The 17,235-nt window shown below is 59.8% G+C and carries 16 protein-coding genes and 2 pseudogenes; 11 read left to right on the plus strand and 7 right to left on the minus strand.

Annotation, left to right across the window (positions count from 1 at the left end; genetic code table 11):
* The first annotated feature begins 18 nt into the window (after positions 1-18).
* A complete protein-coding gene (prpF, locus tag PQQ52_RS03895) occupies positions 19-1,203 on the plus strand; it encodes a 2-methylaconitate cis-trans isomerase PrpF (RefSeq protein ID WP_408207032.1) in 1,185 nt (394 codons plus the stop codon).
* Positions 1,204-1,279: 76 nt separating this feature from the next.
* On the opposite strand, the gene PQQ52_RS03900 is transcribed toward prpF, so the two are convergent.
* On the minus strand, positions 1,280-2,080 hold the full coding sequence (locus tag PQQ52_RS03900; protein ID WP_408207034.1) for a helix-turn-helix transcriptional regulator: 801 nt from the start codon (positions 2,078-2,080) through the stop codon (positions 1,280-1,282).
* A gap of 113 nt (positions 2,081-2,193) precedes the next feature.
* On the opposite strand from PQQ52_RS03900, the gene PQQ52_RS03905 reads away from it, so the two are divergent.
* On the plus strand, positions 2,194-3,273 hold the full coding sequence (locus PQQ52_RS03905) for an alcohol dehydrogenase catalytic domain-containing protein (RefSeq protein ID WP_408207036.1): 1,080 nt from the start codon (positions 2,194-2,196) through the stop codon (positions 3,271-3,273).
* Positions 3,274-3,309: 36 nt separating this feature from the next.
* On the opposite strand, the gene PQQ52_RS03910 is transcribed toward PQQ52_RS03905, so the two are convergent.
* The 3 genes from PQQ52_RS03910 to PQQ52_RS03920 form a co-directional block, all read right to left on the minus strand.
* On the minus strand, positions 3,310-4,044 hold the full coding sequence (locus PQQ52_RS03910) for an SDR family oxidoreductase (RefSeq protein ID WP_408207038.1): 735 nt from the start codon (positions 4,042-4,044) through the stop codon (positions 3,310-3,312).
* A gap of 34 nt (positions 4,045-4,078) precedes the next feature.
* The gene (locus tag PQQ52_RS03915) at positions 4,079-5,542 is read right to left on the minus strand and encodes an amidase (RefSeq protein WP_408207040.1); all 1,464 of its coding nucleotides are present in this window, start codon (positions 5,540-5,542) and stop codon (positions 4,079-4,081) included.
* A 193-nt stretch (positions 5,543-5,735) separates the two neighbouring features.
* Positions 5,736-6,641 (minus strand): LysR family transcriptional regulator, encoded by a 906-nt coding sequence (locus PQQ52_RS03920; RefSeq protein WP_408207042.1) that lies wholly within the window; start codon positions 6,639-6,641, stop codon positions 5,736-5,738.
* Positions 6,642-6,758: 117 nt separating this feature from the next.
* On the opposite strand from PQQ52_RS03920, the gene PQQ52_RS03925 reads away from it, so the two are divergent.
* From PQQ52_RS03925 to PQQ52_RS03940, 4 genes and pseudogenes are all read left to right on the plus strand, one after another.
* Positions 6,759-7,154 carry a DoxX family protein gene (locus tag PQQ52_RS03925; RefSeq protein ID WP_408207044.1) on the plus strand — a complete coding sequence of 132 codons (396 nt, stop codon included), beginning with the start codon at positions 6,759-6,761 and terminating at the stop codon, positions 7,152-7,154.
* Between the two features lie 45 nt (positions 7,155-7,199).
* Complete coding sequence (locus tag PQQ52_RS03930) at positions 7,200-8,072, plus strand: NmrA family NAD(P)-binding protein (RefSeq protein ID WP_408207046.1); 873 nt, start codon at positions 7,200-7,202, stop codon at positions 8,070-8,072.
* Between the two features lie 140 nt (positions 8,073-8,212).
* Positions 8,213-8,536: pseudogene (locus tag PQQ52_RS03935) on the plus strand (NAD(P)-dependent oxidoreductase); the annotation flags it as partial.
* 58 nt (positions 8,537-8,594) lie between these two features.
* Positions 8,595-8,843, plus strand: a complete 249-nt coding sequence (locus PQQ52_RS03940; RefSeq protein WP_408207048.1) for an NAD(P)H-binding protein — start codon at positions 8,595-8,597, stop codon at positions 8,841-8,843.
* A 186-nt stretch (positions 8,844-9,029) separates the two neighbouring features.
* On the opposite strand, the gene PQQ52_RS03945 is transcribed toward PQQ52_RS03940, so the two are convergent.
* Positions 9,030-9,773, minus strand: coding sequence for a bestrophin-like domain (locus PQQ52_RS03945; protein ID WP_408207050.1), 744 nt, complete (start codon positions 9,771-9,773; stop codon positions 9,030-9,032).
* A gap of 209 nt (positions 9,774-9,982) precedes the next feature.
* Positions 9,983-10,257: pseudogene (locus PQQ52_RS03950) on the minus strand (tyrosine-type recombinase/integrase); the annotation flags it as partial.
* A 105-nt stretch (positions 10,258-10,362) separates the two neighbouring features.
* On the opposite strand from PQQ52_RS03950, the gene PQQ52_RS03955 reads away from it, so the two are divergent.
* Entirely contained in the window at positions 10,363-10,839 is a 477-nt protein-coding gene (locus PQQ52_RS03955; protein ID WP_408207052.1) for a YybH family protein, read from the plus strand.
* A gap of 246 nt (positions 10,840-11,085) precedes the next feature.
* Here the strand turns inward: PQQ52_RS03955 and PQQ52_RS03960 are convergent, their stop codons facing one another.
* The gene (locus PQQ52_RS03960) at positions 11,086-12,006 is read right to left on the minus strand and encodes a LysR family transcriptional regulator (RefSeq protein WP_408207054.1); all 921 of its coding nucleotides are present in this window, start codon (positions 12,004-12,006) and stop codon (positions 11,086-11,088) included.
* 112 nt (positions 12,007-12,118) lie between these two features.
* Here PQQ52_RS03960 and PQQ52_RS03965 point away from each other — a divergent pair, with 112 nt between their 5' ends.
* From PQQ52_RS03965 to PQQ52_RS03980, 4 genes are all read left to right on the plus strand, one after another.
* Positions 12,119-13,261: an adenosine deaminase family protein gene (locus PQQ52_RS03965; RefSeq protein WP_408207056.1), complete on the plus strand. Its 1,143-nt coding sequence runs from the start codon at positions 12,119-12,121 to the stop codon at positions 13,259-13,261.
* A 69-nt stretch (positions 13,262-13,330) separates the two neighbouring features.
* Positions 13,331-14,656 carry an MFS transporter gene (locus tag PQQ52_RS03970; RefSeq protein ID WP_408207057.1) on the plus strand — a complete coding sequence of 442 codons (1,326 nt, stop codon included), beginning with the start codon at positions 13,331-13,333 and terminating at the stop codon, positions 14,654-14,656.
* Between the two features lie 111 nt (positions 14,657-14,767).
* Positions 14,768-15,874: a porin gene (locus PQQ52_RS03975; protein ID WP_408207059.1), complete on the plus strand. Its 1,107-nt coding sequence runs from the start codon at positions 14,768-14,770 to the stop codon at positions 15,872-15,874.
* 133 nt (positions 15,875-16,007) lie between these two features.
* Positions 16,008-16,778 (plus strand): LysR family transcriptional regulator, encoded by a 771-nt coding sequence (locus tag PQQ52_RS03980; protein WP_408207061.1) that lies wholly within the window; start codon positions 16,008-16,010, stop codon positions 16,776-16,778.
* Positions 16,779-17,235 lie beyond the last annotated feature (457 nt).

A 17,235-nucleotide genomic window follows, 5' to 3' on the forward strand; every position in this document is an offset into this window, starting at 1 on the left:
CATCAGGACACTACTTTTATGGCCCACAAACCTCAGATCAAGATTCCGGCGACGTACATGCGCGGCGGTACCAGCAAAGGCGTGTTCTTTCGGTTGCAGGATTTGCCGGAGGCCGCCCAGGTGCCGGGTGCCGCGCGCGACGCGCTGCTGATGCGTGTGATCGGCAGCCCGGACCCGTATAGCAAGCAGATCGACGGTATGGGCGGCGCGACGTCGAGCACGAGCAAGACCGTCATCATCGCGAAGAGCAGCAAGCCGGATCACGATGTGGATTACCTGTTCGGGCAGGTTTCTATCGATAAGGCGTTTGTCGACTGGAGCGGCAACTGCGGGAATCTCTCAGCTGCGGTAGGCCCGTTTGCGATTAGCGCAGGTCTCGTCGACGCAAGCCGGATTCCGCACAACGGTGTGGCGATTGTGCGCATCTGGCAGGCGAATATCGGCAAGACGATCATTGGGCATGTGCCGATGACCGATGGCGCAGTGCAGGAAACCGGTGACTTTGAACTCGACGGTGTGACGTTTCCGGCTGCCGAGGTTCAGCTTGAATTCATGGACCCGGCTGCCGAAGAAGAGGGTGCCGGCGGCGCGATGTTCCCCACGGGGAATCTGGTCGATGACCTCGAGGTGCCGGGTGTCGGTACGCTGAAGGCGACGATGATCAATGCCGGTATTCCGACCATTTTCGTGGATGCGGAAGCGATCGGCTACAAGGGCACCGAACTACAGGACGCCATCAATAGCGACGACAAGGCGCTGGCGATGTTCGAGACCATTCGCGCACATGGGGCGGTGCGTATGGGGCTCATCAAACATATCGATGAGATCGCGACGCGGCAGCATACGCCGAAGGTTGCGTTCGTCGCCAAGCCTGCCGATTATGTTGCGTCGAGCGGCAAGCGGGTTGCGGCGGGTGACGTCGATCTGCTGGTGCGGGCGATGTCGATGGGTAAGCTGCATCACGCGATGATGGGGACGGCCGCTGTTGCGATTGGTACGGCGGCGGCGATTTCGGGAACGTTGGTGAACCTGGCCGCGGGTGGTGGCGCGCGGGATGCAGTGCGATTTGGGCATCCGTCGGGGACGTTGCGCGTCGGCGCGGAGGCGCAGGAGGAAGGCGGCGAGTGGACAGTCACCAAGGCAATCATGAGCCGGAGTGCGCGGGTGTTGATGGAAGGGTGGGTGAGGGTGCCGGGGGAATGAGTTAGCGGTGCCAACGCGGCATCATTGCAACCAGATGCCCAGTTTGAAGCCCCCTTTGACGGGGGCGCTCGCGAGCTTACTCGCTGCTGGCGTCGGCGTCGGCGCTAACCGGCGTATAGATCGCGAGTTTTAGCGCGGGATCGTCGTTCGCCTGAAACGTCGCGTACTCGTAGCGCTGCGTGCCGCGCTGCGCATGCACGAGCACTTTTTGCCCCGACACGCCGCTGCGCACGTCGTGTGTGCTCCACCACTTCGCGAACTCGCCGCTGTTTGCGCACAGTCGCTCCACCAGTGCGACGAACGCAGGGTCGCCCGCATGAAGATCGTGGCTCGCGCGAAACAGCGCGATCATGCGCTGCGCCTCGTCGGACCAGCTTGCAGCGAAGAGCTGCCGCGCTTCGGGCTCGATGAACATGTAGATCAGGATGTTGCGGTCCGCCTCGGCGAGGCGATGGAAGCCGAGCAGGTCCGCCGCGGCCGCATTCCACGCGAGGAGGTCCCAGCGCCGGCCGGTCACATAAGCTGGCAGGTCGAGACTCGCGACGAGCCGCTCGATGGTGGGTGGCACGCTCTCCCGCACGAACGCGCGTGGTTCGTCGCGCCGCGCGAGCGCGCGCAGATGGGCTGCTTCGGCCTTGTCGAGCCGCAATGCCTGCGCAAGCGCATCAAGCGTCGACTCTGAAGGGCTGCCAACGCGCCCCTGTTCCAGCCGCACGTACCAGTCGACGCCGATGCCCGCCAGTTCCGCGACCTCTTCGCGCCGCAGGCCGGGCGTACGGCGCCGCCGCCCGCCGTTCAGGCCTGCGGCATCCGGTGTCAGTTTCTTGCGCCGGGAGCGCAGAAAGTCGCCGAACTGGGTTCGAGTCGTGGCGGTCATCGGTTTTATTTCGTGCAGGGTGGTATCGCGCAATCCTGGGAGTGTGCCGGTCCTTGTTGCTCATTCTAAGCCTGCCAGAATCGTCCCGTCCCCCCACACTCAACGGAAAAACCATGAAAGCTGCGATTCTGAAGACGCTCGGCATTCCGCTCGCGATCGAATCAATGTCGGATCCTTCAGCTGGCACCGGCGAGGTCATCGTGGATGTCGTCGCGACGCCGGTCTTGTCTTATGCGCAAGAGGTGTTCAGCGGCGAGCGTCGCTATCCGATCGAATTGCCGATCGTGCCCGGCTGCGGCGCCATCGGCCGCGTCAGGACGACCGGTCCGGACGCGACGCAGCTGCAGCCGGGCGACTGGGTATTCTGCGATCCGACCGTGCGCTCGCGCGACGATGCGCTGATGCCCGACATCGTGCTGCAAGGCTGGAGCTCACGCGGCGAGGGTGGCAAGCTGCTGCGGCGCTATTTTCACGATGGGCCGTTTGCGGAGCGGTTACGGGTGCCGACTGAGAACGCGGTTCGCATCGGCGACATCGAGCCGGCCGACGCCGCTCGCTGGTGCGCGCTCAACACGCTACTCGTACCGTATGGCGGGTTACTCGCGTCCGATCTGCGGGCGGGCGAGATCCTGCTCGTGAGCGGCGCGACCGGCAACTTCGGCAGCGCATGCGTCGCGGTGGCGCTTGCAATGGGCGCGCGGTGCGTGGTCGCGCCGGGCCGCAACGCAAAGGCGCTCGCGGATCTCAAGCGACGCTTCGGCGAACGTGTGCGCACCGTTGCACTGACCGGCGACGAAGCCACGGATCGCGAACGCATGCAGCGGGCGGCACCGGGACCTATCGATTGCGTCGTGGATCTGATGCCGCCGTCGGTGCCCGCGACCACGGTGCGTGCCGCAGTGATGGCGGTCCGCTCATATGGGCGCGTGGTGCTGATGGGCGGAGTCGGCATGCTGGGCGGTCCGGGACTCGAGCTGCCGTATCCGTGGATCATGCGCAACGACATCACGCTGCGCGGCAAGTGGATGTATCCGAAGGAAGCGGTGACGTTGATGACGGGTCTCATCCGCAGTGGGCTGCTGGACCTGGGGCATTTCGACGTGACGACGTTTGCGCTCGATGACGCGAACGAGGCGGTCGCGCATGCTGCGGCGAACGGCGGCCCGTTCAGGATGACCGTGATAACACCATAGCCTCAACGTGCGGTGTGCCGGCGGCCGGCAATCCTGTCAGACCAGCACGCCACCGCCATCCACGACGACGGTTTGTCCCGTGGCATAGCGATTGGTCATCAAATAGAGGTAGGTTTGCGCGAGGTCCTCAGCCTCGCCGACATACCCTACGGGCAGAGCCGCCCCACGTGCCGCGTAAAGTGCCTCGCGTTCAGATTCGGACAGGGTGGCCCACAGCGGAGTGCGCACTAAACCGGGACTCACCAGGTTGACGCGAATGGGCGCCAACTCCACGGCGAGCGCCCGAGTCAAGCCTTCCATCGCGCTGCAGACACCGGCAAGCGCCACCCAACCCTTTTGTGGCCGCAAGCTGGCGACACCGCTGGTCAACACCACGGAGCCGCCAGGACGCAGATGCGGCGCCGCATGTTTGACGGCGGCAATGGCGCCGAAGACTCGCACATCGAAAATCCGACGGACCGTATCGAGATCCATGTCGGCGAGCGCCCCGGTTTGCAGCGAATCTCCCGCGCTGTAGACCAGATGGTCAAAAGGTCCGAGTTGTTCGAACAGCTCGCGCACAGCGGATTCATTACTCAGATCGACCGTGTATCCCTTGGCCCGGTCGCCGAGCCCGGCGACGGCCTCCGTGACACGCTGACTGCGCGATGAAACTACCGTCACCGAGGCGCCGGCCGCGAGCGCGGCATGGGCCGTGGCAAGGCCGATTCCCGACGTGCCACCCAGCAGGACGACGTGTTGATGCTGAAGGTTCGTGCTTGCAGTAGTCATGGTGCGATCTCGCTGTTACTTCGCAAATTGCGGGTCAAAAGTCTGCCGGCGGAACGAAGCCGCCGAATTCAGCCTCTATCAATTGGGCTAGCTTGAGCGGCGTCCGATCTTCGAATGCCGGTCCGACGATCTGAACGCCGATTGGAAGGCCCTCCGCTGACATACCGATGGGGATGGACGTCGCCGGCAGGCCCGGAAGCGTGGCGACGCCTGGCCATATGAGTTGGTTACCGTAGGGATGGGGCTCACCGTCGATCAATATCCGCCGTGTTTCCCTATTCGAATGATCGTGCGGGAACGCAGTCACGGGCGAGACGGGACAGATCAGTGCGTCGAACGCTTTGAAAAACCCACGCCATTGCGCACGCAGTTGGCAACGGGCGTTGTTCGCTACGATCCAGTCGCGGTGGCTCAGCACCACCCCACGAACCCGTTCGGCGTCCAGGCCGCAGGCCTCTGTGGGCAGCGCCGCCGCCTGCTTCTGAAGATTGGCATAGACGTCCGCGGGCCAGTTCAAGGCCAGAAGGGACATCAGCATGCGCATGTAGAGCAGCGCGCTATCTCCGAGATCGGGAAGCAGTTCGCTTTCCTTGGCGACCCGAGCGCCGGCTCCCCCAAGGCGTTCGGCAAGCGACCCAATCGCGAGCCGCACGGCGCTGTCGGTCGGCAGGAGCGGATGCGAGTCGAGGACCAACACGCGAAAGTCGCTCAGCCGCTCGTGCCGCGGAGCCGGCAGGTCGAGCCTGTAAGCGATCCCCGTATCGATCTCGTCCGGGCCGGCCATGACGTCGAAAAGGAGCGCAAGGTCCGCGGCGCAACGCGCCATCGGCCCGATAACCGCGAGATCGACCGTATCGGGCAGGGGCGCGTAAGGCGGCGGGATATGTCCGCGTGCCGGCACGACCCCGAGCGTAGGCTTATGGGCATAGACGCCGCAGAAATGTGCCGGCATGCGCAGCGATCCGCCGAGATCGGAGCCGAGCGCGAGCGGCACGTAGCCCGCGGCAAGCGCAGCGGCCGACCCGCCCGATGACCCGCCCGGCGAGCGGGTCAGGTCGTAGGGATTGTTGGTCGTGCCGTAGATGTCGTTGTAGCTCTGCCAGTCCCCAAGGCCGAACGGAACGTTCGTCTTGCCGAGGACCACGCCGCCCGCGGCCTTTACACGCGCCACCGGCAGGGCGTCCTCCGTTGGAACGAAATCCTTGTGCTGCGGAAAGCCCCACGTCGTCGGCAGGCCCGCGACATTGAAGGATTCCTTGACGAGCAGCGGAATGCCCAGGAGGGGCCGCCGCTCGCCCGTCGCCAATGCGTCATCGGCGGCGCGCGCTGCATCACGCGCTCGATCGAAGTCGCGTACACAGACCGCATTCAGCTTCGCGTCAAGGCTTTCAATTCGGGCAATGGCAGCTTCCGCAAGTTCGCAGGCCGAAATCTCCCTGGCCGCCAGCGCCGCCGCCATTTCCCAGGCAGACTTGTATTTCCATTCGAAGTTCGTCATGTGCGCGACCCTATCGCGAAGAGCTGAGTTCGTGATTGTCAACGACCCACACCGCTGTGTCGACGAGCCGCTCCTGGCCGAACCGGGGCCCTAAGACGACCGGCTCTGATCGACCCACTGCAGCCCCCGACGAGTGGCAGCTTCGGAGCCGTCAATTCCAGGGCACTCTCGATCAACGTTTATCCGCCACCCCTCATTCCAGATACGGCGTCAGCACAACTTCGATCCATTTCATGAATGCGCGGACTCGGCGCGACAGATTACTCCGATGTGCTACGACGAGGGACACGGCGAGCGCCCGGCGACGAGAGTCGGGAATAACCTCCACAAGCGTCCCACTTTCTAAGTATCGGCCAATCCCCAGGAGTGGCGCCTGAATCAGGCCGAGGCCGGCGAGCGCAGAGGCTTCGTAGATCTGCGCGTTGTTGACGTGTAGCGTACCCGGCAACTGAAGCGTCGCGTAGCTGTCGCCGTTCGGATATTCCCATCCATAAGGTCTTGAACCGAGCATCGTCGAAAAATGAATTGCCCGATGTCCCTGACGCTGGAGATCCTCTAGCGATCGAGGGACACCATGGCGCGCCAGATAGGCGGGACTGGCAGCGTTGACCATGCGCAGCTGGCCCAGTGGGCGGGCAATCAGCGTCTCGTCCCGTATCGGTCCAAGCCGCAATACACAGTCGAATCCCTCTTGAACCAGATCGACTTGCCGATCCGTACTCGACACCTCCAGCTCCAACTCGGGGTGAGTCGCCATGAACTCCGGCAAGGCCGGCACGATCGTGGTGCGCGCCACTTCGGACGGAAGATCCACCCTTAGACGCCCGCGAAGTGCCACGTGCTCGCCTGCGAACATCGAGTGCAGGTCATCGACTTCAGCAAGCAGATCGCGGGCGCGCGCATGAAACGCACGTCCGTCCTCTGTCAACTGCACGCTCCGCGTCGTCCGGTGCAGGAGTCTGACACCGACATCTTCTTCCAGCTTCCGGACCGCTGTTGAGACCCTCCCCTTCTGGATGCCCAAGCTGTCGGCCGCGCGGGTGAAGCTCCCCATTTCCGCGACCGTTACGAATATGAGGAGGGGTTCGAGATTCTGCATTTTCGCGCCTCGGTATTGTTCACTTCAAAGAGAACAGTTAGTTCACTTTATCGGCGTTTATCATATATGAGAAACACAATAAGCTTCGAAATTGAGACCCACATCGGAGAACAACAAGTGACTGAAACTATGACCTTGCATCGCGCCCTGTGGGCCGGCCGGGTAATGAGCGCGTTTGTCGTTATCGCTCTGGTGGCAGACGGGATTATTCAGCTTTTTGTGCCAGCACAGATCGCGAGCATGTTGCAGGAAACCGGGTTCGCGATGGACGTTACCCGCGTCGTGGGTCCGATCGTCCTTGCCTGCGCCATCCTTTACGCCATCCCGGCTACCGCCGTCCTTGGCGCGATCCTGGTGACGGGCTATTTGGGAGGTGCCATCTGCGCCCATATCCGCATTGGTGAGTTGGGATCGCCGCCAGAAATCATTTCGCTGGTTCTGGGCGCGTTGACATGGGGCGGCCTTTACGCGCGCAACTCCCGTATCCGAGCCATTCTGCCGCTCATTCGTTAAGCCAACCGGGGCAGTCCTCTGTCCCTCAATATCCGGAGAATGCATATGTTTTTAGTAATGGGAATCACGGGAAAAGTAGGCGGCGCAACGGCAGAACATCTGTTGGCGCACGGCAAGAAAGTACGCGCGCTGGTCCGCAATCGCGAGAAGGCGGCTCACTGGGCGAACCAGGGCGTGGAACTGGTAGACGGCGATTGGAATGATTCGGTAGCCATCGAGCACGCGCTCAAAGGCGTCGAAGGCGCGTTCGTCATGTTGCCGGCTGTCTGGGCGCCCTCGCCTGATTTCAAAGAAGCCAGAGGCGTGATTGCAAACTATGTCGAGGCGCTCACCAGGGCGTCGCCGCCGCGAGTGGTTGCGCTTTCGTCGATGGGGGCGAACAGAACCAGCGGGCTGGGGATGATCACGGCGCTGTCGCTTCTGGAGCAAGGATTTCGCGGCCTGACATTGCCGATCGCTTATGTGCGCGCCGGCGGATTTTTCGAAAACTTCCTCTACGGCTTGCATGTTGCCCAAGGTGGCACGCTCCCCGTCTACTACAACCCGACCGATCGGAAATCGACCATGGTCGCGACCAACGACATCGGCGCCGAAGTCGCAGCGCTTCTGACCGGGCCGGCATGGTCGGGGCATCGCGCCATCGAGCTCGGTTCGATGGTCAGTGCGGATGAAGTAGCGACACAATTGGGTGAAGTCTTGAAGGTCGACGTCAACGCTTTTGCTGTACCGCGGGCCGGGTGGCCGGCAGCGTTCGAGCAGCTCGGCGTTCCGAAGGGCCAGACGGGACCGGCCGAAGCGATGTATGAAGCCGTCAACTCAGGCTGGATGGACCTCGGCGTCGAGGGTACGGAGCACGTCCCCGGCGCGACGTCTGCCCGCGATGTCTTCGCGGCGGCCCTGAAGGCCGCTACAGAATAGGTCAGCGGATCAGCGATGGGATACGACTTTGGAAATCTACTCCGGAAATTCTTACCCCATCGTGATTCTGGCAGAACAACCAAAAGAGCCCATTTCCTTATGAAATGCGGCGTTCATACCAGCAACTATCGAGATCGACTATGAAGGTTCTTGTTTTGGGTGCAACGGGCGGAACCGGACGGCTGATCGTCCACGACGCCTTGGAGAAGGGTCATTCCGTAGTCGCGTTGGTTCGCTCGAAGGCGCGCGCGCCCGACTTCCCAGGGGCAGACCTCATTGAGGGGGATGCCTGCGACGAAGGCGCCCTGATGCGCGCCTTGAAAGGCTGCGATGCCGTCGTCAGCTCGCTGGGCACGGGCGTTAGCCCCTTCAGCGAAGTCAGCGTTCTGACCGAAGCGACACGCGCGCTGCTCCCGGCGATGGCCCGCAGCGGCGTGCGCCGTCTTATCTGCATCTCGGCCCTTGGGGGTAGGAGACAGCCGTGGCCACGGCGGCTTCGTATTCGACCGGCTATTCCAGCCCTTGCTGCTTCGCCATGCCTACAAAGACAAGGGGCGTCAGGAAGCCGCGATCCGCGCCAGCTCACTCGATTGGGTCATAGTCCGGCCCGCGATGTTCACCAACGATCCAGCTCGCGGAAGCGTCAGGGCTATCGTTGACCTCGCCGGCGTCAACGGCGGGAAGATCGCACGCACCGATGTCGCTCGGTTCGTTGTGGAGCAACTGGCGACTAACGTCTGGTTGAAGCGGACCCCCGTTCTCCTATGGTGAGGACGGGTCTCGTGGATCACGTTCTTCAACCACCTGGTAGTCAGGCATACAAGAGGTCACGAATGAACAGATTGGAAGGCAAGATTGCGCTGCCCGTCGCGCGCATCGGTCGCCTTCTGTCCGACGCGGACTGGTCAATGACAGCTCACTCCGCTGGTTCAAAGTCGGACGGGTTGCCGACAACGGTCAGCGATTCTCAGGCATCACCTGCAACAACGGTTCCGGCGTCAGCGCGACTTCCCCTGTAAAGGGTCGATCATGGGAGAGGATGAGCAAAACGGTTGTGGCGAGTGCCGCCGAAAACAGACCGATTGCCACCGCAGATGTCAGCCGGTCGTCGCAATGAACGAACGCGATGGCGAACAGCAGGCACACCGCCAGAAACGTCAAGCATAACCATTTGACGCCATTCACTTCGCTGCGACTGATCAGGATGCGCTCGCTACGCACTTCGAGAGCATGCTGCAGGGACACTGCGACCTCGCGCTGCGCTGTCTGTTGCCCGGGCGTAACGACTGGCAGGGATAGCGTGAACTTCAGCGCGTTATACAGCGTGGGAGGAGTAACGTTAAGTGTGACGGCTCCCTTCGCCTCAAGCGGCCATTCAGTTGTCGCGGTGTACTGGATGTAGTCTCGGACCATCCTTCGCAGCTCGGTCTGGGCCTCTTCTGGCAAAACGGCAGACATGACAACAACCGATCGCAGCGCACTCGCTTCAGTGGCGACCGCGACATTGGCTCGCGCTGTATCGTTCCAGACCTGCGAGGCTGTGAAGGCGATAAATAAGCCAAATATGATACCGAGTGGAGAAAGCAGACCGGGCGAAATTGCCTTGAATGATCGCCCATATCGACTGGCAGCAAGCCATCCGGTGACGAGATGGATGGTCGCGCCCGCGAGAAATATCGTACCGAAAGTGACAAGTGCCATCAACCATAACGGCAGCTCATGTATCCATGTACTCATCATTGTGGTTGCGCAGTGCGCCGTCTGAAGGGAATATTTTTGGTGGGTCGGGGGGAGTCCAAACCCTTCGACCAGACCACGAAGCTCCATCGGTAGTCTGTGCGCTCGACCACGTTGCGCCGTGACGGCCGACCGGCCGCACAGCGTTGATTGCTGCCCAACCCGATCCATGCTCACACTTCGGTTTGCTCGGCCATCTCAAGCGCGTCGTCGACCTCGATGCCGAGATATCGGACCGTACCTCCAGCTTTGTGTGACCGAGCAGCAACTGTACGACGCTGAGGTTCCTGGTACGGCGGTAAATCAATGATGCTTTCGTTCGCCGCATCGTGTGTGTGCCGTCGGCGGTGTCGTCTAGCCCGATCGATTTAATCCAACGATGGACGATCCTTGCATACTGACGAGCTGAAAGGTGGGGCGAGGCGTGAATCCGACCAGGAAACAGAGAGCCCGAGGAAGACAGCCCTGCTAACCACCTTCATTGTTGTTAATCTCTTGCGGGAGCTATTCCCTATAAAAATCGCAACAAATCCCATTAATTTGGAGACCTCCCATGATCAGATTGCTGCTGGCGATGGCCGTCGTGTTTGCCGCCGTCGGCGCGGTGACTCCAGCTCACGCAGACGTGAATTCAGACAGGGCCGCCATCACGGATCGGCTGCAGCGTTGGGCGGTGGCATTCAACGCTCGCGATGCTGCAGGGGTCTGCGACGTGTTCGCCCCCGACCTGATTTCGACCGTTCCCGAAGCGCTTGATGGGAGCCGAGACGCGCTCTGCGAGAGGCTCAGTGCTGTGTTGGCAAAACCTGAGTTGCAACTCCATTACGACAGTCCCGATCTTCGCGAGATCATTGTTTCCGGGGATATCGCCGTAGTCCGGCTGTTCTGGACGCTTACTGCGCGGAAGGGTGGCGAGTCGAGCGTGACTACCGAAGCGGGGATGGACATTTTCAAACGGCAGCCCGATGGCAAGTGGTCCATTGCTCGGTTCATCTCGTTCAGCGCTACGCCGAACGGAGTACTTCAGTAAGCGGCCGCTTGCTGCGGCGAAGACATGTCCCCAGACTTCAGCACGCTTCGATAACTCAAAAGCGGCCACTTGCGGTCGGTACGTGTCCCGAATTCGCGCCCTGCGAACGTCGCTTGACGGGACACTGGAATGCGTCTTGAGTGAATGAAGGCTTCCCCGGCCTGAACTTCAATCGACGCTGCTACCAGGGCCTAACCGTCAAAGGTGGCAACTCGCGCGAGTCGACATTTCCTCTAACCCTTTTTATCAAGCGTCAGCTGACCTCAGGAAGTCCACGCACTGTGTTACAGCGGCATGGCGAACAGGGAGATTGCTCGTCAGCAGGACGATGTCCCGGGTGAGCCGCGGCTTTGCGACAGGGATCCACGTCAGCGCAGAGTCCATCAAACTGGTGGCAGTCAACCGCGGTACCAATCCAACGCAAAAGCCCGCGCGCACCAAACCATAGAGTGTTTCGGTGAATGCAACCTGGTAGCGTGCATTGACCACCACCTGCCTCGATTTCAGCGATCCGCCGGCCAGATCCATCACGCCACCACGAATGAAATGGCCGATGGGACAGTTGATCAATTCGGACCACGTAACAGACGCCTGCTTGACAAGCGGATCGTCTTTCCGGACCACGGCGACGATTTCGTCGGTCATCAGCCGGAAGCTCTTCAGCCGCGCGGCAAATTCTGCGCCTCCGACCCCGATCCCAAAGTCGACCCTGGCCTCTTCAACATCGCTCACCAATATGCCGGTGGGTCGATCGAAAAATTCGAACCTCAGTTGCGGGTGCTGTGCGCTCAACGCTGAAAGCCGTTCGAACGCCCACCGGGCGATCGATGGGACGAGCCCGATGCGGACCGTTTGTTGATGCTCGTGAGCAAGTCGCGCCATGTCGGCAAAGGCATTCGAAGCCGTGTTGACGAGATGTTCCGCAATAGGACGCACCGCGCTGCCTACGTCCGACATCGTGACGCGATGCCCCTGGCGGACAAACAACGGGGCCCCCACCAGACGCTCCATCTCCTTGATGGCGATGCTCAGTGCAGATGGCGTAAGTGCAAGCTCCTCGGCAGCGACCTGAAAGTTAAGCTTTCGGCACAACGTGACGAAATAGTGCATCTGACGCAGCGACACTGCCGTTAGCAGTCTCCTCGAGGACTGTTGATCGTCGACCATCCTTGCTGCCTCCCTCTTTCCAATTAAATATTATTTAATGAACCTATAGAAAAATCAAATTGAATTTATCTACGCACTTGTATCCTTTCGACATCGCAATGAATCAAGGCGCATGCCGCTCAAGCCAGCATCAACCCCCGATTGCAACGAAAAGGTAGTCCTCATGCACTCTGACGAGCAGTGGAAGGCGTTTCTTCGCCGCATTCCGAAAACCGATTTGCACATTCATCTTCTCGGGTCGATCCGTCTCGCCACGATCGGTGCCCTGGCCAACAAACATGGCGTTCCGCTGCCCGTACGCGGCGTCGACAAGCTGTACGAATATGCAGACTTTCCCCAATTTCTCGAGGTTCTGCGGGTCGCTGCTCAGTGCCTTGTGAATTACGAAGATTTCTCCAGAGTCGCCTATGAAGTCGTGGAAGATGCCCACGTCACAGGCAACTGCAGGCATCTCGAGTTGTTCTTCAATCCTACGGAGTTTTTTTTCAACGACGTGAGCTACGGAACGATGGTCGACGGATTAATCGCCGGCATGCAGGCCGCCGAACGGGATTTTGGGGTGACGTCGTTGCTGATTCCGTGCATCGATAGGGAAAAGTCCGCGCAACTGGCCGAAGACATGGTCGCCGAAGTCGTCAAGCAAAGGCGCAATCTCGTTGTTGGCATAGGAATGGACTTCGCGGAGGGAAAAGGGCCGCCTGAGCGATTCATCAACGCATATCGCCTCGCCGAGCGCGGCGGATTGCGCCGGACTGCCCATGTTTGTGAAGACAATCAGCCCTTGAATTTCGCGCCGCCTCGGCACCTTCGGGTATGCATCGAGGAGCTGAAATGCGATCGGGTCGATCACGGCTATAACCTTCTCGCCGACCCGGTGGATGTCATGTATGCGCGAGATCTAGGTGTCAAGTTTTGCGTAACCGTTTGTACCGCAAAGAAAAGCAATGCGGCCAACCGCCCGAAAGCGATAAAGCTCATGCACGACGCGGGCCTCATTATCAACATTGGCACAGACGACCCCTATCTGCATCACACCGACCTTGCGCACTCCTGGACGCGCTTGTTCGAGCATACCGGCTGGGGTATCGCCGAAGCACGACAACTGGCTCTCGCGGGCGTTGAGGCGACGTGGCTCGACGAAAGCAACAAGAGAAATCTGAAAGCGTCATTCGCAAAGGAAATTGACCAACTAATCGTAGAGTTTTGGCCCCATCTTCAACCGGCCTACATCAACGGCGTCGCTACACGGATGTGAAGTCCAACCTCAACCCTTGGAAGACCGTTCGAAATCAGATGAATCGGTCTTCCGCCATGGAGCCACACGATGAACGTCTCAAAGTCGGCACGGGTGCGCCGGATGCAATGGGTCGCGGTAACGCTGCTCATGCTGATGGGTATCGTTAATTATCTTGACCGCAGCACGATCTCGATTGCGAACCACCTGATCAGCCGGGATCTACTGCTCTCAGCGACCCAGATGGGGTTGATCTTCTCCGCCTTTTCCTGGGCTTATGCATTCGGACAGTTGCCGCTGGGGGCGGTGCTTGATCGATGCGGCGCGCGGTGGTCGCTAGGCATCGCCTTGTCGATCTGGTCTGCCGCCCAGGCGCTCTGCGGTGTCACCGCTTCTATGGGTCAACTTCTGTCCGTGCGCGCCGTGCTTGGGGTTGGGGAGGCACCGCAGTATATCGGCGGAGTCAAGGCTATTAGCGATTGGTTCAATATCCGCGAGCGCGGCGTACCCATTGGCATCTTCCTCGCGTCGACCACCATGGGTTCGATGGTTGGGCCACCCTTGCTAACGGTTCTCATGGTCACGTTTGGATGGCGTGGCATGTTTGTCATCATGGGCGTCGTAGGGATCGTGCTTGCAGGCCTGTGGTTTTCGATGTACCGGGACCGTGACAGCGCTCGTCTTACCTCTGACGACACCAGGTATTTCATGGACGGGGAAGACACCGCACGGGCAGAGATGAAACCGACCGCGGCAGAGTGGAAAGGGCTGCTCACGCAGCGTACCACCTGGGGCATCGCGTTGGGCTTCATCGGTGTGATGTATATGGTGCTGCTTACCCTTGCCTGGCTTCCGGGTTATTTCGAACGCGAGCGGCATTTGAGCATCGTCGGGACCGGCTGGGTTCTCACCATTCCCTACCTGTTTGCCACTGTGGGGATGTTCTCCAGCGGGTACGTTGCGGATTGGCTAGTCGCACGCGGATGGACACCCATCAATAGCCGTAAATTGCCTTTGTGCGTCGGTCTCACGGGTGGCGCAATCTTTGTTATTCCGACCGTATTTTCCGGCAGCCTGTGGCTGGCAGTGGGATACCTCTCGCTCGCGATGTTCTTTATCAACTTCGCCGGCGGCTCCGCGTGGGGTTTGGTGAGCGTTGCCGCTCCCCGTCATCTTGTCGCTTCTCTAGGCAGCGTGCAGAATTTTGTCGGCTTCCTCGGCGGTTCTTTCGCCCCGGTTATAACGGGTTGGATACTCGACCGCACCCAGTCTATTGCGAATGCGTTTTTGCTGGCTTCAGTCATCGCGTTTCTTTCGATGCTTGCCTATCTCCTGCTCGTCTCCAAACCCATCAGGAGTGCCAACGACGACGTAGAAGACGACGCGCAGCAAAGTCGGTCGACGCTAATAATTTGAACACATTGCGGAACAAGCAACCAAAATATATTCAATTTACTATTGTTAGGATTACATATGAGAAACCATGATCGTACTGGAACAAATTCCGCACAACTCAGCGTGCGGACCATGCAGGCAGTCATGCTGGTTGGGCTATCGTTGTGCACGGCGGCCTCGCATGCGCAGAGTTCTGTCACCCTCTATGGACTTATATCGATCGGAGTCGGCTACACATCCAACCAGGGCGGAAAGTCGCTTTACTCGATGATTAGCGGGCCGGAGCAACTGCCACGCTGGGGGATCAAAGGAAAGGAAGATCTGGGCGGTGGCACCTCGGCGGTCTTCACGCTGGAAAACGGCTTCTCGATTACGAATGGTTCGACGAGCCAGGGGGGGCGCATGTTTGGACGACAAGCCTACGTTGGCTTGTCCAGTACGCGCCTTGGCACATTGACGCTTGGCCGTCAGTATGACGAGTTATCTCAGCAACTCTATTGGTCCGAGTCCGCCGCTCAATTCGCGGCGTTCGGAACGCACGTGGGCGATAACGACAATATCTTTGACACGGTGCGCTTCAACAATTCCGTTCGCTATACCGTCCAGCCGATAACCGGGCTTTCGCTTGCGGGTCAGTATGCGTTCTCGAACTCCACGAACGGTTTCTCCAACAATAGCGGCTTTAGTTTTGGCGCGAGCTATGTGAACGGTCCGCTGAAATTCGGTGCCGCGATGGCGCAGTACAACCAGCCCGCATCGCTGGACAACCCACAAGGTGCCGTAGACAACGCATCGTACGGTTTCACTTCACCCTTTGTTCAAAGTCCTGGCGGATCGGCGGTCGCCCGGCAACGAATCTCCGCAGCAGGGCTGAGCTATGACTTTGGAATCGTCCAGGCCACACTCGGCTATTCGAACGTGCTGTTCGACTACCAGGATTCGACAGGCCTGCGCTTGCAAAACCTCGAAGCAACACTGACGCACCAGTTCACGCCCGCGTTACTGGCTGGCGTTTCGTACGCCTACACCTTCGGCCGATACTCGGCAGGACCGGAGCCTCGCTACGCGCAAATCAATATCGGCGGCGTGTACTCGTTAAGCAAACGCACCGACCTGTTCCTGGTTGGCATGTATCAGAGAGCTGGAGGCGCCGCAACGCATGCGCAGATCTTCTCAACAAGTCCGTCGAGTTCCACGTCCGAGTTTCTCGTAACCACCGGCATGCGCCTCAAGTTCTAGCGGAGCTCCGTGAGTGGATACGCTCACGGCTCGATCCGCCCGGTGCTGACATTGTTGAACTGGGACTGATGCGAAGTGGCTGGGCAATCCGATCCAGTCGACATGAGATAACCTGGACCGAACGGAACTCAAGATGAGCCGGCAACGCGAAGTAATCGATATCTATCTGCGGCGAGTCCTGTGCGCGATTCTGACAGAGCGTAGCGTCACACGCGCGGGGGCCACGCTGAACGAATCTCAACCAGCGATCAGTAGCGCATTAAAACGTCTTCGCGACATCACCGGCGATCCACTGTTGATACGCGGCAAGTCCGGAATGGTTCCTACCGAGTATGGCCTTAGCTTGTTAGGGCCGGCTCAAAATGCGTTGCGCGACATAGTCAGTCTCGGAGCTAGGCCGTTACCGTTCGAGGCGGCCTTGTCGCTGCGTTGCTTCCGTGTGGGATGTCCTGACTATCTGGACGTCGCCTTCTTGCCGGCCGTGGTTGAGCTCTTTCGAGCATCCGCGCCACACGCTACGCTGGAGTTGCATCCTCTCGCTACGGATTTCGATTTCGAGGTTGCGTTGGAACAGGGCGATTTAGATCTGGTTGTCGGAAACTGGACTGATCCGCCGGAACAGTTACGGCTATCGAATCTGTTTTTTGACGAGATCGTCTGTCTTGTCAGCGACAGTCACCCCTTTTCCCACTGCGGAAGACTGACGGCGGAACAGTACACTAAGTCCCCTCATATCGCGTCCACACCTAATTTCATCAGGCAACGGAGCTTCATTGATGTCCATTTGGCTCGCTCGCTAGTGGCGAGTTCGAGCGTCGCGCCGTTATCGCACGTCGCCTCGGTGTATCACGAACGTTTCCGTGCGGGAGCCATGCCACCTCGTGACCTCTGCGTCCGTCATTAGTCTGGACGATTTCAGAATAGGACTTACCACCACATACAGTCGATCTGGATCAGGGCCGTACATATACAAATAACCGTCATTGCCATCCAGGTGAAATTCGGTCTCACCGAGTTCGCCAGCGCCCGCAAGCTTGATCGCGTTTTCCAGCCGATGTTCTAGAACGTGAATTCGTGGCAGGTCCTTGGGGTAGTAATCGAAATGGACCATCATTACCGGTCCTGGTGGCCTCGGTGACTGCTCCGAAGCTGCTGCGCTGTTCGCGAACAAAGCGATGCACAGAAAGGTCGTGAATGCTCTGCTTCTCAACATGGGCACGATATCGTCGGCGAAATGAAGATCAATTGTCGACGATGTAGGCAGTCCCGTCGAGCGTCCCTTTCTGGCCGGTCATTTCCTGATGCGATAGGCATAAGCGGATCCACAAGAGATTCTCGGGAGTCTCCACAGCGGGCGCCCG

The organism is Paraburkholderia sediminicola, assembly GCF_046030555.1.
GTDB classification, from domain to species: domain Bacteria; phylum Pseudomonadota; class Gammaproteobacteria; order Burkholderiales; family Burkholderiaceae; genus Paraburkholderia; species Paraburkholderia sediminicola_E.